This is a genomic window from Leeuwenhoekiella sp. W20_SRS_FM14 (genome assembly GCF_052119605.1).
Taxonomy (GTDB): domain Bacteria; phylum Bacteroidota; class Bacteroidia; order Flavobacteriales; family Flavobacteriaceae; genus Leeuwenhoekiella.
In genome coordinates this window covers 14868-36410 of sequence record NZ_JBGQOK010000008.1, presented here as the reverse complement: position 1 = coordinate 36410, position 21543 = coordinate 14868, and the positions used below count along the sequence as shown (strand labels likewise).

Genomic DNA, 21543 nt, shown 5'->3' with positions numbered 1-21543 from the left:
TTATACTATTGCTTGGCTAACCACGCTTCGCGTGCAATTACAGCCTCTTTTTTAGCCTTTTGTTTAAGAGTTATAAAGTAGGTAGGGTCTGCCGAAAGTGTTGCTTTTATAGTCTTTAAATCACCAAATCGAGTAAATTCAATATTCAAATGGTCTCCTACTTTTTTAGATGCTAATAGGGTGTTGAAGTCCTCTATACTGGTAAAAGGAATTTCATCTATAGATGTTATAAGATCACCTCTATCAAGATCGGCTTTATATGCAGGGCTCCCTTTAAATGTGTTTCTGGTAATTTCCAAGCCAGTTTCTGTTTCTTTAAACGAAGCGCCAAAATACGGCTTGTTAGCATCCTGTTCAAGATTAAGTCCTACTTGTTCAAATAATCCGGCATAATTCGGCATCTCACTGCTGTAGATGTAGTTGCTGAAAAAGTTTTGGGCGAAAGCATCACCGGCATAATCGGCCAGTGTAGTTTCAATATCAGCAACGGTATACGCTACTTCAGTTTTACCGAAACGATTCCACATCAGTTGCATAAAATTATCCAGATTTAAGTCTTTTTCACGTAAGCTTAAATCCAAAGCCAGACCTAAAACACTTCCGTAGGAATAATAGGAGATAAACATATTCTCGCGGTTTACAGGGTCAACCGAAGTTGCGGCATCTACAAAAGGCGCCTGATTGCTCATCTCAATGGGGTTGAAATACTGCAATGCAGGAGAGTTCCAAACATAATTAAACGTGCCATTAAGACCTTCAACATATTCCTCTGCTGTAATAACACCTGCACGTTCTAAAATCAGATTTGTGTAGTAGCTGGTAAACCCTTCGGCAAACCAAAGACTGTTGCTCATATTGGCTTTATCAAACTGAAACGGTTCTAAGTCCGCCGGGCGAATGCGCTCCACATTCCAGCTGTGAAAGTACTCGTGAGAAACCGTCCCGATATTGCCCTTCATTCCGCCATTGGCGAGCGTTTCGGTATCCGTAAGAATGGTACTGTTGCGATGTTCCATGCCATCCCCGGAAACATTGGGCATATAACACGCCAAAAAGGTGTATTCGCCATAATCATATTTGGGCAACTCTCCAAAAACAGCTTGTTCCTGCAAGACAATAGCTTTTACTTTATCCCAGTATTCATCAAATTCAGCTTCGGTTCCGGGGTCGTGTAAAACGAATCTTATATTCTGACCGTCTACCTTAAATTCACGCAGTTTGTAGTTACTTATTTCCGTAGGGCTGTCCATAAAATAGTACAGATTTGGTGACGTGTAGGTAGTGCCTTCTTTAAGTTTTAGTTGTGTTGCAACTTTCCAGTTTAAGTCTTCACGAGCATTAAAGGTGATTTCTATAGGGCGTTCCTGTAATGATTCAGCGTACATAAATGTAGCGGGCATATTAAGGTGCGCGTGGGTTTCATCAACTTGAGAATACGTGCCGCCACCTCGATTGGCAAACAAAATGTATTCTATATTTATGGTTCCGTCTGTATTGGTGATGATCCAACTATACGGGTTGTCTCGTTTTACCTCAAGGGGTTCTCCGGCTCCGTTGGTTGCTTTAAAACCGTAAATGTTTTTAGCGAACTCGTGAATGGCATAGCGTCCCGGTGAAGATCTACTCATTTCAACGCGCAGGGTGTTTGACTTGATCTGCGGAAAAGTAACTTTTACTACCGCCTCGTGATGTACGGCATTGTCAAAAGAAATTTCATAGGTATTGGTCTGAGCCTGAAGAGAAAGGCTTACAAGTAGGAAAGCAATCCAAAGTTTCATAAATAATAAGGTGTTTAAAACGTAAAGATAAGGATATCACGCTACTTAAAAATCCTTAATAACGTTCCCCTCCTTGGGAGGGGTTAGGGGAGGAAAAGGCTAGAATATCTCCGGGCTGACAATCTAATGCTTCACAAATGGCTTCTAAAGTTGAAAACCGAACCGCTTTTGCCTTGCCTGATTTTAAGATTGAGAGGTTAGCTTCGGTAATACCTACAATTTCCGCCAGTTCTTTGCTCTTCATATTTCGGTCTGCCAATACCTGGTCTAAGTTGATGATGATGGGCATAGCTAAACGGTCAAATCGTTTTCTTCTTTCAGTTTTAAAGCTCTTGCAAAAGCATCGCTAAGGAGCAGGAATAGTACTCCTACAATTAAAAGAAATAAAAGAAGGTTAAAGTTTGAAGTGCCAAAAGTGATACTGAATTGACTCTCAACCGTAAGCAAGGAATATATTCCAATAAAAACGAACGAACCCAATGCACAAGCGGTAAAAAACTGTCCGGTTTTTTTGGTGCTTACAATAACTTCTTTTGAGAACAGTTTTCCTTTAAGTAGCAATCCGGCAAACTTCCGCAACTGATAGAACCCAAAGAAAAAGAGCAGGAATAATGCGAAAAAAAAAACCGTAAAGAGCAAGGCTTTTCCTCCAAAACCACTTTCTGTAAACGGAATATTTACATTAATGATGCTTTGCTCAGGAAAAATTAAGATATATAAAATGGTTCCCGGAAAAAAGACCACAATGGGGATCATTAGGTAAAAAGCCAGATCAATAAGCGATTTGAAGAGTTTGTTTAAGTTCATTGTTTTAATAATGGGTTACACCTATACGTACCTTATCTGCAACAAAAGCCATGACTGTAAAGAGAATTATAACTGATGCGGATACAATAAATAATACATTTTTAGTTTTCAAAATTTTAAATATTATCGTTTTACGATAACAAATATAATTTAATTATTGGAAAACAATAATTTTTATTTAAATATTTTTCATTCTTGCATTTCGAAGAGGTCAGATGAGGACGTATCTTTGCTCAATGCTTCCCAAAAAATTACAGTCAAAAATTGATCAACGCAAGGCAGCGAATGCGTTACGCAAATTAGGCTCCTATTCTTTGGAGGGCCTGGGGAAGGATGTCGATTTTTCATCTAACGATTATTTGGGTTTTTCTAAAAACAAGAGCATTTTCTTCCGCGCAAGCGAAATTTTAGAAGAACAAAACCTAAAACAAAATGGTGCAACCGGTTCGCGTTTACTTTCCGGCAATCATAAAATTTACGATCTGGCAGAAGCGTTTATTGCAAAAACACATCAGGTTGAAGCGGCATTGATTTTTAATTCGGGTTACGATGCTAATGTGGGTTTTTTTAGCAGTGTGCCGCAACGTGGCGATGTGATTTTATACGATGAGTTTATTCATGCCAGCATCCGCGACGGTATCCAAATGAGTCATGCAAAAGCGTATAAGTTTAAGCATAACGACCTACAGGATTTAGAATTAAAACTATCACTTCGAGCGCAATCAGAAAATCAAGAAGAGGTAAATCAAAACGAAATTTTTATCGTCACTGAATCGGTTTTCTCCATGGATGGCGATACGCCAGACCTAAAAGCGATGGTGAATTTATGCGAAAACTACAACGCCCATTTTATAGTTGACGAGGCGCACGCTCTAGGTGTTTTTAATCTGGGATTGGTGAATTATTTAAACTTAAAAAACAAGGTTTTAGCTACATTGGTAACATTTGGTAAAGCGATGGGCTGTCATGGAGCAGCGGTTTTAGGTTCAGAAGATTTAAAAAGCTATCTTATTAATTTTGCACGAAGTTTAATTTACACCACTGGTTTGCCGCCGCATAGTGTAGCAACCATCTTAGCATCTTATAAACAGCTTAAAAATGTCAACCCGAGCGCAGAAGAGGGGCTTTCTGATGAAGTGATAAAGCTCAATACTAACATTCAATTTTTCCGGCAAGAAGTCAAAAATAAAAACCTTCAAGCGTATTTTATCCCGAGCAATTCGGCAATACAATCTGCAGTAATTCCTGGAAACGATACTGTTAAAGAGATTTCACTTCAGCTGAAAGAATTTGGTTTTGACGTCAAAGCGATTCTTTCACCCACAGTGCCGGCAGGACAGGAGCGCTTGCGGTTTTGTTTACACAGCTACAACACACAACAAGAGCTTAAAAATGTACTTGAGCGGCTTGCAAAATCTTTACATACATTCTCTATAGATTAAGCTTGCGGTAGTACCTTTGCAGTATTATGGCAAAACAAACTTTTTTTATAACCGGGATTTCTACAGAAGTAGGAAAAACAGTGGCTTCGGCGATTGTTACTGAAGCTTTGGAAGCTGATTACTGGAAGCCTATTCAGGCAGGTGACTTAGACGATTCTGACACCCATAAGGTTAAGCGGTTTATTAGTAATACTAAAACGCATTTTTTTGAAAATGCATTCAGCTTAAAAACGCCTATGAGTCCGCATGCAGCAGCAGCGATTGATGGTGTTCAAATCATTTCTGCAGAGGTAAAACGACCCGAAACTAAAAACAATCTGGTAATTGAAGGAGCGGGAGGCCTTTTGGTTCCTATAAGTGATACCGAAACGATTCTAGATTTAATTGAGCCAGATGACAAGGTGATTGTAGTTTCACGTCATTATTTAGGAAGTATCAATCATACGTTGCTCACAATCGATAAACTGAAACAAGCCGGGAAAACCATTTTCGGAATTCTTTTCAGCGGAGCCGAACATCCCACCACAGAGGCTGTAATTTCAAAAATGAGCGGCGTTAAGATCATTGGCCGTATTGATGAAGAGCCCTATTTTGATAAGATGGTGGTTAAAGAATATGCAGATCTTTTGAAAGAAAATCTACAGTAGGAAGTGACAATAAGCAGGCTTGTACGAATTTTAAACTTTGAATTTTGAATCTAACTGAACGCGATAAAAAACACATTTGGCATCCACTAACGCAGCATAAACTACATCCTGAAGCAAAACCTATTGTCAAAGCTAAAGGAGCTTTGCTTTATGATGAGGACGGAAATGAATATGTAGATGCAATTTCTTCCTGGTACACGGCGATGTATGGGCATTGCAATGATTTTATTATAGACCGCGCCTATAAACAAATGCAGCAGCTCGATCAGATTATTTTTAGTGGTTTTACACACGAGCCGGCAGTAGTTCTTTCTGAAAAATTGATGCAAATTTTACCTTCCAATCAAGCCAAGTTGATGTTTAATGATAATGGATCGACATCAACAGAGATTGGTATTAAAATGGCGTTGCAGTACCATCATAACAAAGGTGCTGATCGTAAAACACTTTTGGCATTTGAAGAAGGTTTTCACGGGGATACGTTGGGCGCAATGTCTGTAAGCGGATTATCTGTTTACAATGGTCCGTTTGAAGAATTTTTTATTGATGTAAAACGCATTCCACTGCCTAATGGCGAAAATATCAACAACGTACTTCAAGCCATAGATGCTTTTCATAAGGAAACTCCATTAGCCGGATTCATTTATGAGCCTTTAGTACAAGGCGCTGCAGGGATGAAAATGTATCAGCCTGAACATCTGGAGCCCGTTTTGCAAAAATGCAGGGAACTTGGTATTATTACCGTGGCCGATGAGGTTATGACCGGCTTCGGTAAAACCGGAAGCTTTTTTGCTTCAGACCACATTAGCATCAAGCCTGATGTGATGTGTCTGTCAAAAGCCTTAACCGCCGGTTTGGTTCCTATGGGAATCACCACCTGTACTCAGGAGATTTACGATGCTTTTTATGATGATGATATAGGTAAAGGTCTGTTTCACGCGCATACCTATTCAGCTAATCCTATTGCTTGTGCAACTGCTATTGCCGGGATAGAATTATTGCAGTCGGAAGAAATTCAGGCTAACATCAAACAAATTATGAGTTGGCATCAGCAATTTGCCGAAGAATTAAAAGACCATCTAAAAGTGCGTGTTACGCGACAACAAGGTGTGATTTTTGCTCTAGAATTAGCAATTGAGATGGAACGTTATGGCAACCTGCGCTACCGCATCTATGAAGCGTGTATGAATGAAGGCGTGTATTTGCGACCACTTGGCGCTACTATTTATATTCTAGCACCCTATATTACTACTCGGGAGCAAATGGAAACAGTGTATGCTGCGATTAGGAAGGTTTTAGATACGTTTTAATAGTCTCCGGCTTTTAGTTGACTTTTATTTAGATCTATAACCTCGCCAGTATTTTCAAGAGTTACTTGAAAAATCTCATAGAGTATTTCATCATCCTCGCCAGCAGATTTAAGTTCTACTAGAGCTTCTCCTTTAGGGCCTTTTATGGGGAATAATGCTTCTGCGGTTTTATCGCCGTTGGTATAATTTACTTTATAACTGCCAAAGCCATTTTTCTCTATAGGTTCTCCCAGAGCTTCAATTACTGCAGGGTTATTCTGTACAATTTCTAGAGCCTCGTCACCGCCGCTGCTATTTTGTACTTTATTAACAAAGCCAAAGATTGCTCCTCCTATTAGAATAATTCCGATGATAATAATAGTAAAACACCCACCTACGGGTACGACCCATTTCCAGTTGCGAGACCACCAGCTGCGTTCTTCTTTTACTAATTCGTTCATTGATTTTTGTAGTTGATTGATTCTACGAATCTAAGTAAATCTTTTAAAACTTGATTTTTTGATGTTCTCATTAACTGATATAGTAATTTTGCGATGTATAAAAAATCAGTTTTTAAATACTGATTTTGTCAAAAATAAATCCAGTTGAAACACATAGTTGCACTAACCGGAATTTCTGCTATATCTGCTTCGGGAGAAGATAAGCTTCTGCACAATGGCTTAGCAAATCATAACTTATCTTTTGATGAAGGTCTTGACGCCTGGGTAGGTAAACTGCCTAAAAAGATTCAGTTTAAAATTCAAAAAATACGAAAGGAAAGCCGCAATTATCAGGCGCTCGATCCTTCAGTATTGTATGCGATGTATGTATCTCGTAAAGCGGTTGCACAAGCCGGCTGGACCTACGGGAGTAAATTTGGTATTAATATAGGTTCGTCACGCGGAGCTACCCAGCTTTTTGAAGGGTATTATGAGGCATTCGCCAAATCTGGAAAAACCGAAACCCTGGCGTCACCCACAACCACTTTAGGAAATATCTCCTCTTGGGTTGCTCAGGATTTACAAAATGATGGCCCCGATATTTCACATTCTATTACCTGTTCTACTGCATTGCATTCTTTGCTTAATGGGGTTGCCTGGTTACAGTCGGGTATGTGTGATAAATTCTTAGTAGGTGGTAGTGAGGCTGCGTTAACACCATTTACTATAGCTCAAATGCGGGCGATGAAAACCTATAGTCGAGCAGATAAAGAGGCTTCTTATCCGTGCCGTGCGTTTGATCTTAATAAAACTGAAAATACAATGGTTTTAGGAGAAGGGGCAGCATCAGTGTGCCTGGAGTTAGGAACTCGTGAGCACGCACTGGCATATGTAGTAGGAGTAGGTTATGCAACCGAAACCTTGAAGCATGCTGTTTCTATTTCGGCGGAAGCCACATGTTTTCAAAAGTCTATGAAGATGGCAGTAGAAGATGCTCTTGGCACTGGTGATAATGTAGGGATTGACACTATCGAGGAAATGATGGGGGCTATAGATGCGATTGTGATGCATGCTCCCGGAACTCTATTAGGAGACAGCAGTGAGTTTAAGGCGGTACAGGCATTATTTGGAGATAATCTTCCGTTATTAACAACCAATAAATGGAAGATAGGACACACCTTTGGTGCTAGTGGGTTGTTGAGTCTTGATCTGGCTGTAAAAATGTTGCAATCTCAACAATATGAGGAAGTACCCTTTATTTCGCCGCAGGCAAAACAGAAAGAGATTAAGAATATATTAGTTAATGCAGTAGGTTTTGGTGGTAACGCTGTTAGTATTTTGTTACGCAAAGCCTAGCTTTTTCACATTTATAAACAACAGATTTAGTATTTTTGACAGACTTTCAAATGCTATGAAATCTACTTTGACAGAAAAGATACTTTCTTTAAACTGTTGAGGATTTAAAATAAAACAGATGAAACATAACTGGACTCGCGAGGAAATCCTCAATATCTATAACAAACCTTTAATGGAGTTGCTTTATGAAGCTGCGACAACACACCGCTTGCATCACGATCCCAATACCGTACAGGTTTCTACATTATTATCAATTAAAACAGGTGGTTGCCCCGAGGATTGTGGGTATTGCCCGCAAGCTGCGAGATATCATACAGATATTAAAGGCAATGATTTAATGGGAGTTCAGCAGGTAAAAGCACAGGCTTTACGTGCTAAAGCTGCAGGAAGTTCACGAGTTTGTATGGGTGCTGCCTGGAGAAACGTAAAGGATGGTGAAGAGTTTGATCAGGTTTTAGAAATGGTACGTACCATTAACAAACTGGATATGGAGGTATGTTGTACGCTAGGTATGATTACCGAAAATCAGGCGCAACGTCTGGCTGAAGCGGGTTTATATGCTTATAATCACAACTTAGATACTTCTGAAGACTATTATAAAGATGTGATTTCAACACGTGCCTTTCAAGATCGATTAGATACAATAGGAAATGTACGCAAAACCAATGTTACGGTTTGTAGCGGTGGTATCATAGGGATGGGAGAAAAAGTAGAAGATAGAGCTGGTATGCTCGTTGCTCTTGCGACTTTAGATCCACAGCCAGAAAGTGTGCCTATAAATGCATTAGTAGCGGTAGAAGGCACTCCAATGGAAGATATCGAGCCTATTTCTATATGGGAAATGGTGCGTATGGTAGCAACTACTCGTATTGTAATGCCACAAACACAAGTACGACTAAGTGCAGGACGTACGCAAATGAGCAGAGAAGGGCAGGCAATGTGTTTCTTTGCGGGAGCAAATTCGATTTTTGCAGGAGATAAATTGTTAACTACACCTAATCCTGATGTAAATGAAGATATGAAGATGTTTGAATTGTTAGGCTTAAATCCGCAGGCACCTTTTGTAAAAAAGGCAAAACCAGAAACTGTAGAAGCTCAAGACTCTAAACATATGCCTACCGGTGAAAAGCCAAAATGGTCTAGACCGGGTCATACGATACCTCGTAATGAAGAAGCAAAGGCAAAAGCTAAAGCTTAATCCTAATACTTATATACTTGAAGCTTACCGAAATAAATAGGGTAAAAACAATTACTAAAGCAGAATTCATTAAAAATTATTTGAAACCACAAAAACCAGTGGTAATCGAAAATTTAATTGAAGATTGGCCTGCTTTTGATAAATGGGATCTTGACTACATTAAAGATGTGGCCGGTGATAAGGAAGTGCCATTATATGATGATAGGCCGGTTACTCACGAAGACGGCTTTAACCAGGCCCACGCAAAAATGAAGATGGCAGATTATATAGATTTGCTAAAAAAAGAGCCTACGACTTATCGTATTTTCTTATATAATATTATGAAAGAAGTTCCTTCGCTTAAAAAGGACTTCAATTTTCCAAAAATAGGATTGCATTTAATCAAGCAAATACCTATGGTATTCTTCGGTGGTGAAAACTCACGGGTTTTTATGCATCACGATATAGATTGGGCAAATATTTTGCATTTTCATTTCCACGGAAAAAAACAGGTGGTTTTATTCCCTCCGGAGCAGACTAGAAATTTATACAAAGTTCCGCACTCTTTAATAACCAGAGAAGATATTGATTTTGATAATCCGGATTTTGATAAATTTCCGGTTTTAAAAAAAGCAGAAGGCTTTATCTGCGAACTTAATCACGGAGAAACTCTATACATGCCTGAAGGATACTGGCATTATATGAAGTATGTAACGCCTGGTTTTAGTATGAGTTTACGTTCGCTACCTAGAAAGCCTAAACATCTGTTGCGCGCCGTTTATAACGTCTTTATAATGCGTCATTTTGATGGCTTAATGCGACGTAAAAAAGGACAGGCGTGGATTGATGAGAAAAATGAGCGCGCGATTACCGAAACCCATACAGCACACGGTATTTAAATGAGTTTCTGATTCTGAATTTTGCTTAAACGTTGGTGAATCTGGCTACGATGGTTCTCTACGTAAAAGCACTAAAATTTAGTTCTTAGTCCTAAGAATATAAAACTGTTAGTAAAAGAAAATTAAGGTATTAATTCTTTAGACTTCTCGTAAATCCAGTCTCCTGGCCAGCCGCGGTAGAATAAGTAATCGGCTAGTTTTTTTCGTTTTTTGTATTTGTCTTTTTCCGTTAATTGGTTAAAGCGTTTTTGAGCCAGTTTGTCAAAGGTTTCTATGTATTCTGAATCTGGAATTTCGGTAAAGGCTTTTTTAATTATATAATCGCCTATTTCGCGCTGTTTTAATTCTTGTTTAATGCGGTTTTTACCCCATTGCTTATGACGAAATTTTCCACGGGCAAAACTGCGTGCGAAGCGTTCTTCATCTAAAAATTTGTGCTGTAAAAGATGATAAATTATTGCATCTATAGCATCTGGAATCATACGCATTTGAAGCAGTTTCTCACGCACTTCTTTATGGCAGCGATCTTGATAAGCGCAATAGGCTTCAAGCTTTCGCTTTGCTTCTTCTAGCGTATAGGTTTTTACAGGTTGTTGCATTAAAATTAAAATAAGCCAAAGATATAAAACAAAAAACCCCCACCGTTTGCACGATGAGGGTTATTTCAGTTATCTAATTTCTTTCCCGTCTTTATCTGTAAAACGGTACTCGAGATACGTGTAAGCATCTCTAGGCATTATTTTTACCCATTTTTTATGTTCTATAAACCATTTAGAACGTACTGATGGGAAGCCTTTTGTCAAGAAGGCCTCTATAAAAGGATGCGTATGTAACGTAATCTTTTTATAGTCTTTTTTGAATAATTTTATTAAGTCTGCTTGTATGCGACTTACAACACTAATAGGTGCTTCAATTTCACCATCTCCATTAGGATCTTTCTCCCGGGTCTTTATGTTCATTTCAGGTCGTACACGTTGGCGTGTAATCTGAATAAGTCCAAATTTACTGGGGGGTAAAATTTTATGCTTTGCACGGTCATCGCTCATTTCATCACGTAGATGATTAAAAAGTGTTTTACGATTTTCGGCTTTACCCATATCTATAAAATCTACTACTATAATACCGCCCATATCGCGTAGACGCAATTGGCGTGCAATCTCAGTTGCAGCGATCATATTTACTTCCAAAGCTGTTTCTTCCTGACTTTTAGCTTTATTAGATCGGTTACCACTATTTACATCTATAACATGTAAAGCTTCAGTGTGTTCGATAACTAAATAAGCCCCACGACTCATCGATACAGTCTTCCCAAAGGAAGTTTTAATTTGTCGTTCAATGCCATGTTTTTCAAAAACAGGTACATTACTCTGGTGTAGTTTTACGATATTTTCTTTATTAGGTGCAATCTCTTGCAGATATTCTTTAATTTGATAATACAATGTCTCGTCATCTACACATATTGCAGTGAAGGTGTCGTTAAACAAGTCTCTTAACATAGAAGAGGCTCTGTTCATCTCACCTAAAACTTTACTGGGTAAATGGGCATTGTGTAATTTTTTACACATGGCAGTCCAACGGTCTACCAGGTTTTGTAGATCTTTATCTAACTCTGCAACCATTTTTCCTTCAGCGACAGTACGCACAATTACGCCAAAACCTTTGGGTCGTATACTCTGCATGAGGCGTTTAAGGCGTGCTTTTTCTTCTTTAGATTCTATTTTTTGCGAAATAGAAATACGATCAGAAAAAGGAACTAAAACCACATATCTCCCGGCAATAGATAGCTCACTGCTTATTCTTGGGCCCTTTGTAGAAATGGGTTCTTTAACTACCTGTACGAGAATAGATTGATTAGATTTTATAGCGTCTGCTATTTTACCATTTTTGTCAATGTCTTTTTCTGTAGGAAAGTTTTTTAAGGAGTAATCCTTGAGTTTACCTGTGCTTACACGTTTTACAAATTTCAAAAGAGTGGGAAGCTGCGGTCCTAAATCGTGATAGTGCAAAAATGCATCTTTCTCGTAGCCTACATTGACAAATGCGGCATTAAGACCAGAAACCGTCTTGCGAATTTTAGAGATAAATATATCTCCTACCGCAAACTGGTTATCTTCCTCATCCTTATGTAATTCTATTAGTTTACCATCTTTTAAAAGGGCAAAATCAACTGAAGTGGAACTGGATCTAATGATTAATTCATTATTCACGCTTCATTAAATTATATCCACAGCATTAGCCTGATATACAGGTATTTGCTGCAAAAAGATTAAACATTTTTTTTCACAGGATTTTGTAAACGTTAGAAGTTTTACGCAGCAAATTGTGCGAAGACTCCAGATGTCAATGAACATGTGTTATTATAACAAACGCTATAATAACAGAAAAAGTAGTACTAGACTACTTTTTCTTTTTGTGACGGTTAGCGCGACGACGTTTTTTACGTTTGTGCGTTGCTACCTTGTGTCTTTTTCTTTTTTTACCACTTGGCATAAGAGCTCGGTTTAATAATTAATAGTTAGTTTTCGTCTACTGATACGTTTGACTTAACACCTTCTACAAAAACCTTAGCAGGTTTAAACGCAGGGATATTATGTGCGGGTATCTTAATAGTAGTATTTTTAGAAATGTTACGGCCGGTTTTCTCAGCACGCGTTTTGATAATAAAACTTCCAAAACCTCTTAAGTAAACATTGTCTCCACTTTCCAGAGAGTTCTTCACTTCGGTCATAAATGTTTCAACAGTTGCCTGAACATCATTTTTCTCAATTCCTAATTTCTCGGAAATCTTAGCAACAATATCTGCTTTTGTCATTATTTATTGTTTTAGGGGGTTAAAAATTTTCAAGGGTGCAAATATACACATTAATAAATCAATATTTCAAGCGTAAAAGATTAAAATATAACTACATAAACGGCTAAATTGAACAAAAGGTATTTTTTGTGTTAAATTTCTCTAAAAAACTAATTGACTGGTACTTACAAAATAAAAGAACGCTTCCCTGGAGGTCTACAAGCGACCCGTATTACATTTGGCTTTCAGAAATCATACTTCAGCAAACACGTGTTGAGCAGGGAACTCCTTATTATTTTAACTTTATAAAGGCTTTTCCTGATATAAAATCACTCGCTGATGCAGACGAAGATGTGGTTTTAAAATTATGGCAAGGTCTGGGCTACTACTCTAGAGCTCGTAATTTGCATGCTACTGCAAAAAAAGTAGCTTATGATTTAGACGGTATCTTCCCGACTACCTATTCTGAAATCATAAAATTAAAGGGTGTGGGTGATTATACCGCCAGTGCGATTGCTTCTATATGTTTTAATGAAGTTAGAGCTGTTGTAGATGGTAATGTATATAGAGCACTTTCTCGAGTTTTTGGTATTGAAACCCCTATAGATTCTACATCTGGTAAAAAAGAGTTTAAAGATTTGGCTCAAAAACTGATTGATATCAAAGATCCAGCAACTTTTAATCAGGCGATTATGGAGTTTGGTGCTACGCAGTGTAAGCCTAAGAATCCATATTGTTTGCATTGCCCTTTTAATACAGAATGTGTCGCGTTTCAGCAGGGTAAAATAGAGCGTCTTCCTTATAAAGAAGGAAAAATAAAAGTGCGGGACCGGTTTTTTAATTATTTAATATTGATTACACGAGACGGCAAAACTGTACTAGGTAAGCGGGAAGAAAAGGGTATCTGGCAGGGCTTGTTTGACTTTCCCTTACTGGAATCTGAAACAAATCTTGATTTAAATACGTTCCGCGAATGCGTGAAAGGCTTTTCTATTAAAGGTATAGATGAACCAATTCTCTTTGATAATTTAGAAGTAGAGTCTATTAAACCAGGTCAGACTGAGCCCATTGTTCATAAGTTGTCACATCAAAAGCTGCACGTTAAGTTTTGGGTTGCTAAGGTCGTAGAAGCTAAGGGTCTTCAAACTATACCATTTACAAGCTTTAGTGAGTTTGCAGTGCCTAGAGTTATTGATCGCTTTATGGAAACTTTTGATTTTGAGGAACATTAATAGGAAAACACCTTAAAATCTATGTGATTTATGGCAAAGGCTTAACGTGTTTTTAGTTGAGCAACTACTTAATTTTAGTTACTTTTGATCTTTCAAATTAAGATTATGTCAGGTACACTAAATAAAGTAATGTTAATAGGTCACACCGGAGACGATGTTAAAATGCACTATTTTGAAGGTGGTGGCAGTATAGGGCGTTTTCCGCTTGCTACTAACGAGACGTATACAAATAAAACTTCGGGTGAGCGTGTAAGCTCCACCGAATGGCATAATGTGGTTGTGCGTAATAAAGGTGCAGAGATTTGTGAAAAATACTTGAAGAAAGGCGATAAGGTATATATAGAAGGGCGTATTAAAACCCGTAAATGGCAGGATGAGTCTGGTATTGAACGTTACAGTACAGAAATACAATGTACAGACTTTACATTTTTAACGCCTAAAGATAATGGAGGTATGGATTCTTCTGCATCTCAACCGACTCAAAGTAGACCTGCAGTAGCGGCTAAACCGAAAGCGGCACCATCTCCTGTAACTCCTGCAATTGAAGAGGAAGAAGATGATCTACCTTTTTAAATAGTATAAACTAAACACCATCATTTAATTGGATCCTGACCCCCCAAGTTTGCTACTCATTCAACAAAGCTTTTCAATAACCACGGTTATAGAAATTATAGCGGTGCTTATCTTGCTGGTTTTTTCAGCTTTAATTAGCGGTACTGAGGTTGCTTTTTTTTCACTTACTCCTTCAGATTTAGAGCTAGATCCCGATAAGCAATCTAGAAAAGAAAGCATTGTTGCGGGATTATTAGAAAAGCCAAAAAAACTTCTTGCAACAATACTGGTTGCAAATAACTTTATAAATATTGCTATTGTTTTAATATTTACAGGTCTGGGAGAGACGTTATTCTCTGGTCTTGATGGCTTAAAGGTTTGGGTGGTAGATCTAAGGTTTTTAGTAGAAGTTTTAGGAATTACCTTTCTTATACTTATGTTTGGTGAGATCCTGCCTAAAGTTTACGCCAGTAGAAATAAGGTAAAGTTTTCTAGTCAAATGGCGTATCCTATGCTGGTTTTAGATTTTATCATTACACCTTTAAGTATGCCTATGCGTTCTATAACGCTATTGCTTCAGGATCGCCTGGGCAAACAAAAGGCTAATATAAGTATAGATCAATTAGGGCAGGCATTAGAGTTAACCAGTGAAGAAGATACCTCTTTAGAAGAGCAAAAAATTTTAAAAGGTATAGTAAGTTTTGGTAATACAGATACCAAGCAGGTGATGAAACCTAGAATGGATGTATTTGCGCTTAATGAAGACTCATCTTACTCAACCATTATTCCTTTAATAATTGAGAATGGGTACTCACGTATTCCTGTTTATGCAGATAATGTAGATAATATATCTGGTATTCTCTATGTTAAAGATTTGCTTCCGCATATAGATAAAGAAGACTTTGAGTGGACTTCTCTTTTAAGAGACCCTTACTTTGTGCCCGAAAATAAAAAGCTAGATGATCTTTTAAATGAATTTAAAGAGAAGCGAATACACCTTGCAATTGTTGTAGATGAATATGGCGGAACAAGTGGTTTAATCTCTATGGAAGATATCATAGAAGAGATTGTGGGTGATATTAGCGACGAGTTTGACGATGAAGATATTATCTTCTCTAAGCTAGATGACAATAATTATATTTTTGAAGGAAAGACATCGCTTAAAGATTTTTACAAAGTTCTGCGAATGGATGATCCTTCGTCATTTGAAGAAAACAAAGGGGAGGCTGAAACGCTAGCAGGATTTCTTTTAGAGATTTCTAAAGGTTTTCCGCGGAAAAACGAAATACTAAATTTTGAGCACTATGCGTTTACTATAGAGGCTATAGATCAAAAACGTATTAAGCAAATTAAACTTACAATTAGAGACACCGAATAAAGGCGGGTTTCTTATAATCTTTATAGTATTGAATCTAAAAGCAGCACATTTAATGATTTTATGCAGTTTTCTGATCTTTTCTTGCAAAGATGATGTATTGCCTAAGCCTGATGCTTTTTTAGCACTTAATTATAAAGCTCCTGAATATTCTCTGTATGGCTCAGACGAGTGTTCTTATGAATTTATGAAAAATGCGCTTGCGGTAGTTCGCTATAAAAGTGATTGCTCTGCCGTTTTAGAATATCCTGCGTTAGATGCTGCGCTGTATCTTACGTACCGCCCTGTTACTAATAATATAAAAGAGTTGTTAACCGATGCTCAAAAACTAACTTATGAGCATGTTATAAAGGCAGACAATATCTCTGAAGAGAAGTATTTTAATGAGGAACACAATGTTTACGGTATGTTTTACGACGTTGCTGGTAACGCAGCTTCACAATCTCAATTTTATGTTACCGATAGCACGGCCCACTTTATAACAGGATCTATCTATTTTAATGTAAAGCCTAACTACGATAGTATTTTACCCGCTGCCGCCTATATGAAAAATGATATTCGTCATATAATGGAAAGTCTTAGGTGGAAGAAATAGCCAGGTACTCGCCGCATAATCCCGTTTTTTAATCACAATTTTGCAGCCAGATTTTGGGCTATGGAAAGTGATACTAAAAAATGGATTTACCTCATTATCCTCTCGCTGGTTTGGGGCAGTTCTTATATACTTATTAAAAAAGGGTTGCTGGGGTTAAAGCCGCTTCAGTTAGGGGCTATGCGTATTACATTTTCTACAATTTTTCTTTTTCTTATAGGATTTAAATCTCTTTTTAAAATTACCAGAAAGCAGTGGCCCTGGATTGCACTTAGTGCTTTACTAGGTACCTTTCTTCCTGTTTTTTTATTTGCTTATGCAGAAACTGAGATTGATAGCAGTATCGCTTCGATACTAAATTCACTGGTTCCCCTGTTTACTATGTTCTTAGGCTATGTGATTTTTAAAATACCGTTTACGGGAAATCAAGTACTTGGAGTTTTAATGGGGCTTGCAGGAGCAGGGATTCTTATTTTTAAAGGAGCTGAAGTCAACCCAGAACAGAATTATGTGTTTGCAGGTTTTGTTGTTCTTGCGGCGCTGTGTTATGCAGGTAATGCAAATATCATAAAATCGAAGTTACAGGAAGTTTCCTCTAAGGCAATTGCAGTAGGTAATTTTACGGTAATGATTATTTCGGCGTTAATTGTTCTTTATTTCTCAGGCGTTTTAGAGCTTGATTTATCAAATAATGTAGTCTCAGAATCTCTGATGTATATAGGTGTGCTTGCTGTTGTGGGAACAGGAATCGCTAAAATTTTATTCAATAGGCTCATTCAGATTTCGTCTGCCGTGTTCTCAACTTCGGTGACCTATTTGATTCCTGTAATTGGTATTTTTTGGGGTTTACTTGATGGTGAATTATTCACTTTGATTCATTTTTTAGGAGCGATGGTTATTCTGGCGGGTGTGTACCTTGTAAACCGTAAACAAAAAAAGACCGACGATTAAGCCGGTCTTCTTAAGTATTTAAAAAGCTAATTTTTATTTGAAATCTGCTTCAGTAACTCCTTCATTAACCTTTACTTCAGAAAATGTAAACTCAATATTTTGAGGTCCCATAGACTGTGATAATTTGGTAGGAAATTGTACGCCTTTAACTTCTTTGTAGTCCCCAAATAATACGGTTTGAACAAAGGTCTGGCCTTGCATTTCCTGGGTAGTTTCCTCTTTAATTTTTAGACCACTTTCTGTGTCATAAAAAGCTTTTTTCTTATCATTTAAAGCTAAAACATAAGCGTTTTTACCATCTACTTTTTCGATCTTCTCAAGCTTAATAGTTTCATCATCAAGCATATTTATTTCAGCAACAATAGCAGATTCTGCTTTTAAATCTTTCAGTTGCTCAGGAGTAGGAGTAACGGTTTGCCCCTGTGCAGTAATAACAGCGGTGTCACCATTAAGTACTTGTTTAGACATTACATTACCCATTACCTCTATCATTTGTACAAACTGTTCTTTGTTTGTTTTTTTCATAGTAAGTTTAAGTGGTGTTCCCTGAACACTGCCTTCGCCAACCATTAAAAGAGATTCAAGAGCTGCTACTTTATCTTTTCCGCCTATGGCTTCCAAATAGTTGTTTAAAACCGTTTGCTTAGTTACACCTTCAGGAAGCGCTACTTCATATTTTGGCTTTTCTACAGCATTACCTTCTTTGTCATAAAATTTTACAGGAATTGTTTTTCCTTTAAATGATACGTTTTCAAGGTTGCTCAAGACTTCGCTTCCTTTTCCTGCAATAACAATACGCGAATTATCTGATAAGAAATACTTTTTAGCTACGCGTTGAACATCTGCAATAGTTACAGCATTAATTTTACTTAAGTAATTCTGGTAAAAGTCTTCAGGAAGATTTTCTGTTTCAATATTTAACGCAAAACGCGCTACAGTAGCCGGTTGCTCTAGAGATCTTACAAAACTTCCTACATATTTAGCCTTAGCATTTTTTAGATCTTTTTCTGAAACCGGAGTCTCACGTATTCTATCTATTTCTTCTAAAAATGCCACAACAGAACTGTCTGTAACCATGTTTCTAACACTCGCTGAAGCGCTAAACGAAGTCATCCCATATTTGTCATTGCCTATGCTAGAATAAGCTCCGTAAGTATAGCCTTTGTCTTCACGTAGGTTTAAAAACAGGCGGCCTTCACCACCACCACCTAAAATTTGATTTGCCATTAAAACCGGAAAATAATCAGGATCACTCATTTTAAGAGAAACCAGGTTTTCTACAATCACTTCAGACTGCACCGCATTAGGCATATCTATAAAGTCTATTTCTGTACTAGTAACATTTTTAGGAGTTGTAAAAGCTGCTGGAAGAGCGCTTCCTTTTTTCCAATCTTTAAAATTGTTAGTTACTATTTTTTTGATGTTTTTAAAATCAACATCACCTACCACAACCAGATATGCGTTGTTAGGAATGAAAGCTTTGTTATAAAAAGCTTTAGCATCTGTAAGAGTTACATTCTCTAAGCCTGCTGGCGTCTCAAATTCACCTTTTGGGTGATCTTTACCATAAAGTAATGCACGACTTGCAGTACTTGCAGCTGCAGAAACACTTTTTTCATTTGTTTTTAAATTGTCTATTAGAAGAGCTTTCTCTTTATTGAATTCTTCTTCAGTAAAATTAGGATTGATTGCTGCATCAGCAAGAAGTTCTAAAATACGATCTGAATATTGAGTAAGACCACTTGCAGCAGCATATTGAGACCCAAAGTTGATACGGGCACCCATAAAATCTACTTCTTCATTATAAGCATCTTTACTAATGCTTGTAGAGCCTTTACCTAATAATGCGCCAGATAATGTTGCAGCTCCTGTTTTGTCTCCTTCCTGAATAGGCGGATTGTCTAACGTAAGTGTATATGCAACGCGTGGGAGTTTGTGATTTTCTACAACGATTACCTTTAGACCATTCTTTAATTCGAAGCTCTGAGGTTTGCTGAGGTTAATTTCAGGTGCAGGCCCGGCTTTTGGCATTGTGCTTCTGTCTACTTGTGCGTTAGCGCTAAAACTAGCCGCTAGAACAAGTAAACTAAATATTATTTTTTTCATCAGAATTTGATTTTGTTTGACGTTACTGTTTGATTTGTAATAATCTACAGTTTATTTCTCCTCTTTTTTCGGTAGATATTCTACTTCAACACGTTGATTAGGCTTTAAATATTTATTTGCAACCTCTTTAATTTCTTCACGAGTGATAGAACGGTAAATTTCTATTTCTGTATTAATTAGATTAGTATCGTCATAAAGCATATAGTCTGTTGCCAGTGTGCTTGCAATACCTTCAACGCTAGAGTTTGAGTTTACAAAGTTGCTTTCAGCCTTATTTTGAAGTTTTTGAAAATCACTTTCTGAAATTAAATTATTTCGCAAAGCGGCAATTTCTTCTTCCATACCCTCAAGTAGCGTTTCAAGAGAAGTTTCTCCTAAAGGCAAACCATAGATGATATACATACCGTAATCTTCCTGCTCTAAATTTATGGCTCCTATTTGTAGCGCCTGTTTTTTCTCATCAACCATTTTCTTATACAGTTTAGAGCTTTTACCATCGCTTAAATAAGAAGAGATCATATTTAGAACATAAGCATCGTGATCACCATATCCCGGAGTGCGGTATGCGGTAAGAATTGCAGGGACCTGTATATTAGAATCGTAAAACTGAGTTCTTTTTGCTTCAGTAATAGGAGCTTCTTCAGGATAGCTGCGTTCTAATTTTGGTCCGCTAGGAATAGGACCAAAATAGTCCTGAATCATTTTTTTTGTTTTAGCAATATCAATATCTCCGGCAACCACTAATGCTGCATTACTAGGTTTGTAATATTTATCGAAGTAAGCTTTAAAATCTTCAAGAGAAGCAGCATCCAGATCTTCCATATAACCTACATTAGGATCTTTATATGGGTGCTTTTCAAACAATTGCTCGCTTATTGCAAATAAAAATTGGCCATAAGGAGAGTTGTCATAACGCAAACGACGCTCTTCTTTAACAACTTCATTTTGAGTATCTACACCGTCTTGTTTTATAATAGGATGTAACATACGTTCAGACTCCATCCACAGGCCAAGTTCTAGATTATTTGAAGGAAAAACTTCATAATAATACGTTCGATCCTGAGATGTGTTGGCGTTATTAGTACCTCCATTAGAACTCACCATCTCAAACCATTTTCCATTTTCGATGTTTTCTGTTCCTTCAAAAAGTAAATGTTCAAAGAAATGTGCAAAACCGGTTTGCCCATCTTCACGGTCTTTACCACCTACGTGATACATTACAGCTGTAGTAACCACTGGAGCAGTATTGTCCTGATGTAAAATTACGTGAAGACCATTGTCTAAATCATACTCTTCAAATTCAACTTCTTGAGCAGTAGCATTAAAGCTCAAAAGAAGAATTGAAGCAATTGAAAAAAGAGTCTTTTTCATGCTTAAATTTTATTTTTAGTTATACCCATGAGTATATGATTAACAAAAAAAGTTACATAATCTTCATTAAAAGTATGTAATCTCTATTCTTAACGAATTATTTTGCAATAAACAGAGTTTTTAAAGGGAGAATTCTCTTTTTTTAACACGGTGTTAATGACATTAAATTTTAAAAGTGTGAACTTTATGAAAAATCAAAAAAAAAGTTATGCTTAAAGTTGCCCTACCCATTCGTTTTGGTGTTGCTATCACCGCTGGTCTAATCGCTTATTTTTTAGTCCTTGCCCTTTTTGGGTTACATACAAACCCCATATTTAGTCTTTTTAATGGAGTTATTACCGGATTTGGAATTTTTGAATCTATTAAATATTACAAATTAAGTAAAGGAAAAGAATTTGAATATGGTGATGGTTTTTCTGTAGGAATTGTCACCGGTTTTGTTTCTACAATATTGTTTACAGCATTTTTTGCATTGTACGCGGGTAATATAAATCCTGATTATCTAGATATTATGATAGGCAGATGGGAGAGTACGTATGACACTAGCCTGGGAAGTGTTGTATTTGTAGTTGCCATTATGGGTTTTGCGACCAGCGCTGTACTAACCTTGAGCTTTATGCAATTGTTTAAACAAAGTTGGAATACAACTAAAAGAGCTAAATAAGTCAATTTTAAATGTTACCATTGGTTTGGATTGTAAGTAAATAGCTGTATATTTGCGCCCTCTTAAATCTAAAG

At 37.3% G+C, this 21543-nt stretch carries 21 protein-coding genes; 12 read left to right on the top strand and 9 right to left on the bottom strand.

Translation table 11 applies throughout. The features are described 5' to 3' along the window. Positions 1–5: 5 nt before the first annotated feature. Genes ACEN25_RS13835 through ACEN25_RS13825 form a run of 3 tightly spaced genes read right to left on the bottom strand, consistent with a single transcriptional unit; the run spans position 6 to position 2585 of the window. Complete coding sequence (locus ACEN25_RS13835) at positions 6–1778, bottom strand: M61 family metallopeptidase (RefSeq protein ID WP_441803421.1); 1773 nt, start codon at positions 1776–1778, stop codon at positions 6–8. Between the two features lie 55 nt (positions 1779–1833). Next, positions 1834–2067 (bottom strand): helix-turn-helix domain-containing protein, encoded by a 234-nt coding sequence (locus ACEN25_RS13830; RefSeq protein WP_441803420.1) that lies wholly within the window; start codon positions 2065–2067, stop codon positions 1834–1836. A gap of 2 nt (positions 2068–2069) precedes the next feature. Continuing rightward, entirely contained in the window at positions 2070–2585 is a 516-nt protein-coding gene (locus ACEN25_RS13825) for a DUF2975 domain-containing protein (RefSeq protein ID WP_441803419.1), read from the bottom strand. 236 nt (positions 2586–2821) lie between these two features. On the opposite strand from ACEN25_RS13825, the gene ACEN25_RS13820 reads away from it, so the two are divergent. Genes ACEN25_RS13820 through bioA form a run of 3 tightly spaced genes read left to right on the top strand, consistent with a single transcriptional unit; the run spans position 2822 to position 5984 of the window. Further along, the gene (locus ACEN25_RS13820; RefSeq protein ID WP_441803418.1) at positions 2822–4027 is read left to right on the top strand and encodes an aminotransferase class I/II-fold pyridoxal phosphate-dependent enzyme; all 1206 of its coding nucleotides are present in this window, start codon (positions 2822–2824) and stop codon (positions 4025–4027) included. Between the two features lie 26 nt (positions 4028–4053). Further along, positions 4054–4674 (top strand): dethiobiotin synthase, encoded by a 621-nt coding sequence (bioD, locus tag ACEN25_RS13815; RefSeq protein ID WP_441803417.1) that lies wholly within the window; start codon positions 4054–4056, stop codon positions 4672–4674. A gap of 44 nt (positions 4675–4718) precedes the next feature. After that, positions 4719–5984, top strand: a complete 1266-nt coding sequence (bioA, locus tag ACEN25_RS13810) for an adenosylmethionine--8-amino-7-oxononanoate transaminase (protein WP_441803416.1) — start codon at positions 4719–4721, stop codon at positions 5982–5984. On the opposite strand, the gene ACEN25_RS13805 is transcribed toward bioA, so the two are convergent. Next, positions 5981–6424, bottom strand: a complete 444-nt coding sequence (locus ACEN25_RS13805) for a cytochrome c oxidase assembly factor Coa1 family protein (protein ID WP_441803415.1) — start codon at positions 6422–6424, stop codon at positions 5981–5983. The two genes, bioA and ACEN25_RS13805, sit on opposite strands and share 4 nt — an antisense overlap. 144 nt (positions 6425–6568) lie before the next feature. Here ACEN25_RS13805 and ACEN25_RS13800 point away from each other — a divergent pair, with 144 nt between their 5' ends. From ACEN25_RS13800 to ACEN25_RS13790, 3 genes are all read left to right on the top strand, one after another. Then, on the top strand, positions 6569–7759 hold the full coding sequence (locus tag ACEN25_RS13800; RefSeq protein ID WP_441803414.1) for a beta-ketoacyl synthase N-terminal-like domain-containing protein: 1191 nt from the start codon (positions 6569–6571) through the stop codon (positions 7757–7759). Positions 7760–7877: 118 nt separating this feature from the next. Further along, on the top strand, positions 7878–8957 hold the full coding sequence (gene bioB, locus ACEN25_RS13795; protein WP_441803413.1) for a biotin synthase BioB: 1080 nt from the start codon (positions 7878–7880) through the stop codon (positions 8955–8957). Between the two features lie 17 nt (positions 8958–8974). Continuing rightward, complete coding sequence (locus ACEN25_RS13790) at positions 8975–9835, top strand: cupin-like domain-containing protein (RefSeq protein WP_441803412.1); 861 nt, start codon at positions 8975–8977, stop codon at positions 9833–9835. A gap of 122 nt (positions 9836–9957) precedes the next feature. Here the strand turns inward: ACEN25_RS13790 and ACEN25_RS13785 are convergent, their stop codons facing one another. The 3 genes from ACEN25_RS13785 to ACEN25_RS13775 all read right to left on the bottom strand — a co-directional run bounded on the left by ACEN25_RS13785 (position 9958) and on the right by ACEN25_RS13775 (position 12647). Further along, on the bottom strand, positions 9958–10434 hold the full coding sequence (locus tag ACEN25_RS13785) for a regulatory protein RecX (RefSeq protein ID WP_441803411.1): 477 nt from the start codon (positions 10432–10434) through the stop codon (positions 9958–9960). A 69-nt stretch (positions 10435–10503) separates the two neighbouring features. Next, the gene (locus ACEN25_RS13780; protein ID WP_028376887.1) at positions 10504–12042 is read right to left on the bottom strand and encodes an Rne/Rng family ribonuclease; all 1539 of its coding nucleotides are present in this window, start codon (positions 12040–12042) and stop codon (positions 10504–10506) included. A 308-nt stretch (positions 12043–12350) separates the two neighbouring features. Beyond that, positions 12351–12647 (bottom strand): HU family DNA-binding protein, encoded by a 297-nt coding sequence (locus ACEN25_RS13775; RefSeq protein ID WP_028376886.1) that lies wholly within the window; start codon positions 12645–12647, stop codon positions 12351–12353. A 128-nt stretch (positions 12648–12775) separates the two neighbouring features. On the opposite strand from ACEN25_RS13775, the gene mutY reads away from it, so the two are divergent. From mutY to ACEN25_RS13750, 5 genes are all read left to right on the top strand, one after another. Next, positions 12776–13858 (top strand): A/G-specific adenine glycosylase, encoded by a 1083-nt coding sequence (gene mutY / locus ACEN25_RS13770; protein WP_441803410.1) that lies wholly within the window; start codon positions 12776–12778, stop codon positions 13856–13858. Positions 13859–13963: 105 nt separating this feature from the next. Further along, positions 13964–14431, top strand: a complete 468-nt coding sequence (locus tag ACEN25_RS13765; protein ID WP_441803409.1) for a single-stranded DNA-binding protein — start codon at positions 13964–13966, stop codon at positions 14429–14431. A gap of 28 nt (positions 14432–14459) precedes the next feature. Then, positions 14460–15788, top strand: coding sequence for a gliding motility-associated protein GldE (locus ACEN25_RS13760; protein ID WP_441803408.1), 1329 nt, complete (start codon positions 14460–14462; stop codon positions 15786–15788). Positions 15789–15840: 52 nt separating this feature from the next. Then, positions 15841–16380, top strand: coding sequence for a gliding motility lipoprotein GldD (gldD, locus tag ACEN25_RS13755; RefSeq protein WP_441803518.1), 540 nt, complete (start codon positions 15841–15843; stop codon positions 16378–16380). Positions 16381–16440: 60 nt separating this feature from the next. Then, entirely contained in the window at positions 16441–17328 is an 888-nt protein-coding gene (locus ACEN25_RS13750) for a DMT family transporter (RefSeq protein ID WP_441803407.1), read from the top strand. Between the two features lie 33 nt (positions 17329–17361). Here ACEN25_RS13750 and ACEN25_RS13745 read toward each other — a convergent pair whose 3' ends face one another. Next, positions 17362–19434: an insulinase family protein gene (locus tag ACEN25_RS13745; RefSeq protein ID WP_441803406.1), complete on the bottom strand. Its 2073-nt coding sequence runs from the start codon at positions 19432–19434 to the stop codon at positions 17362–17364. Positions 19435–19485: 51 nt separating this feature from the next. Next, positions 19486–20805, bottom strand: a complete 1320-nt coding sequence (locus ACEN25_RS13740) for a M16 family metallopeptidase (RefSeq protein ID WP_441803405.1) — start codon at positions 20803–20805, stop codon at positions 19486–19488. A gap of 208 nt (positions 20806–21013) precedes the next feature. Between ACEN25_RS13740 and ACEN25_RS13735 the strand changes: the two genes are divergently transcribed. Continuing rightward, positions 21014–21469, top strand: coding sequence for a DUF4199 family protein (locus ACEN25_RS13735; protein ID WP_028376878.1), 456 nt, complete (start codon positions 21014–21016; stop codon positions 21467–21469). The last annotated feature ends 74 nt before the right edge of the window (positions 21470–21543 follow it).

Coding starts and splice junctions, on each gene's coding strand:
- ACEN25_RS13835 (WP_441803421.1), bottom strand. CDS start 1,778: ATGAAACTTTGGATTGCTTTCCTACTTGTAAGCCTTTCTCTTCAGGCT.
- ACEN25_RS13830 (WP_441803420.1), bottom strand. CDS start 2,067: ATGCCCATCATCATCAACTTAGACCAGGTATTGGCAGACCGAAATATG.
- ACEN25_RS13825 (WP_441803419.1), bottom strand. CDS start 2,585: ATGAACTTAAACAAACTCTTCAAATCGCTTATTGATCTGGCTTTTTAC.
- ACEN25_RS13820 (WP_441803418.1), top strand. CDS start 2,822: ATGCTTCCCAAAAAATTACAGTCAAAAATTGATCAACGCAAGGCAGCG.
- bioD (WP_441803417.1), top strand. CDS start 4,054: ATGGCAAAACAAACTTTTTTTATAACCGGGATTTCTACAGAAGTAGGA.
- ACEN25_RS13805 (WP_441803415.1), bottom strand. CDS start 6,424: ATGAACGAATTAGTAAAAGAAGAACGCAGCTGGTGGTCTCGCAACTGG.
- bioB (WP_441803413.1), top strand. CDS start 7,878: ATGAAACATAACTGGACTCGCGAGGAAATCCTCAATATCTATAACAAA.
- ACEN25_RS13785 (WP_441803411.1), bottom strand. CDS start 10,434: ATGCAACAACCTGTAAAAACCTATACGCTAGAAGAAGCAAAGCGAAAG.
- ACEN25_RS13775 (WP_028376886.1), bottom strand. CDS start 12,647: ATGACAAAAGCAGATATTGTTGCTAAGATTTCCGAGAAATTAGGAATT.
- ACEN25_RS13765 (WP_441803409.1), top strand. CDS start 13,964: ATGTCAGGTACACTAAATAAAGTAATGTTAATAGGTCACACCGGAGAC.
- gldD (WP_441803518.1), top strand. CDS start 15,841: ATGATTTTATGCAGTTTTCTGATCTTTTCTTGCAAAGATGATGTATTG.
- ACEN25_RS13750 (WP_441803407.1), top strand. CDS start 16,441: ATGGAAAGTGATACTAAAAAATGGATTTACCTCATTATCCTCTCGCTG.
- ACEN25_RS13745 (WP_441803406.1), bottom strand. CDS start 19,434: ATGAAAAAAATAATATTTAGTTTACTTGTTCTAGCGGCTAGTTTTAGC.
- ACEN25_RS13740 (WP_441803405.1), bottom strand. CDS start 20,805: ATGAAAAAGACTCTTTTTTCAATTGCTTCAATTCTTCTTTTGAGCTTT.
- ACEN25_RS13735 (WP_028376878.1), top strand. CDS start 21,014: ATGCTTAAAGTTGCCCTACCCATTCGTTTTGGTGTTGCTATCACCGCT.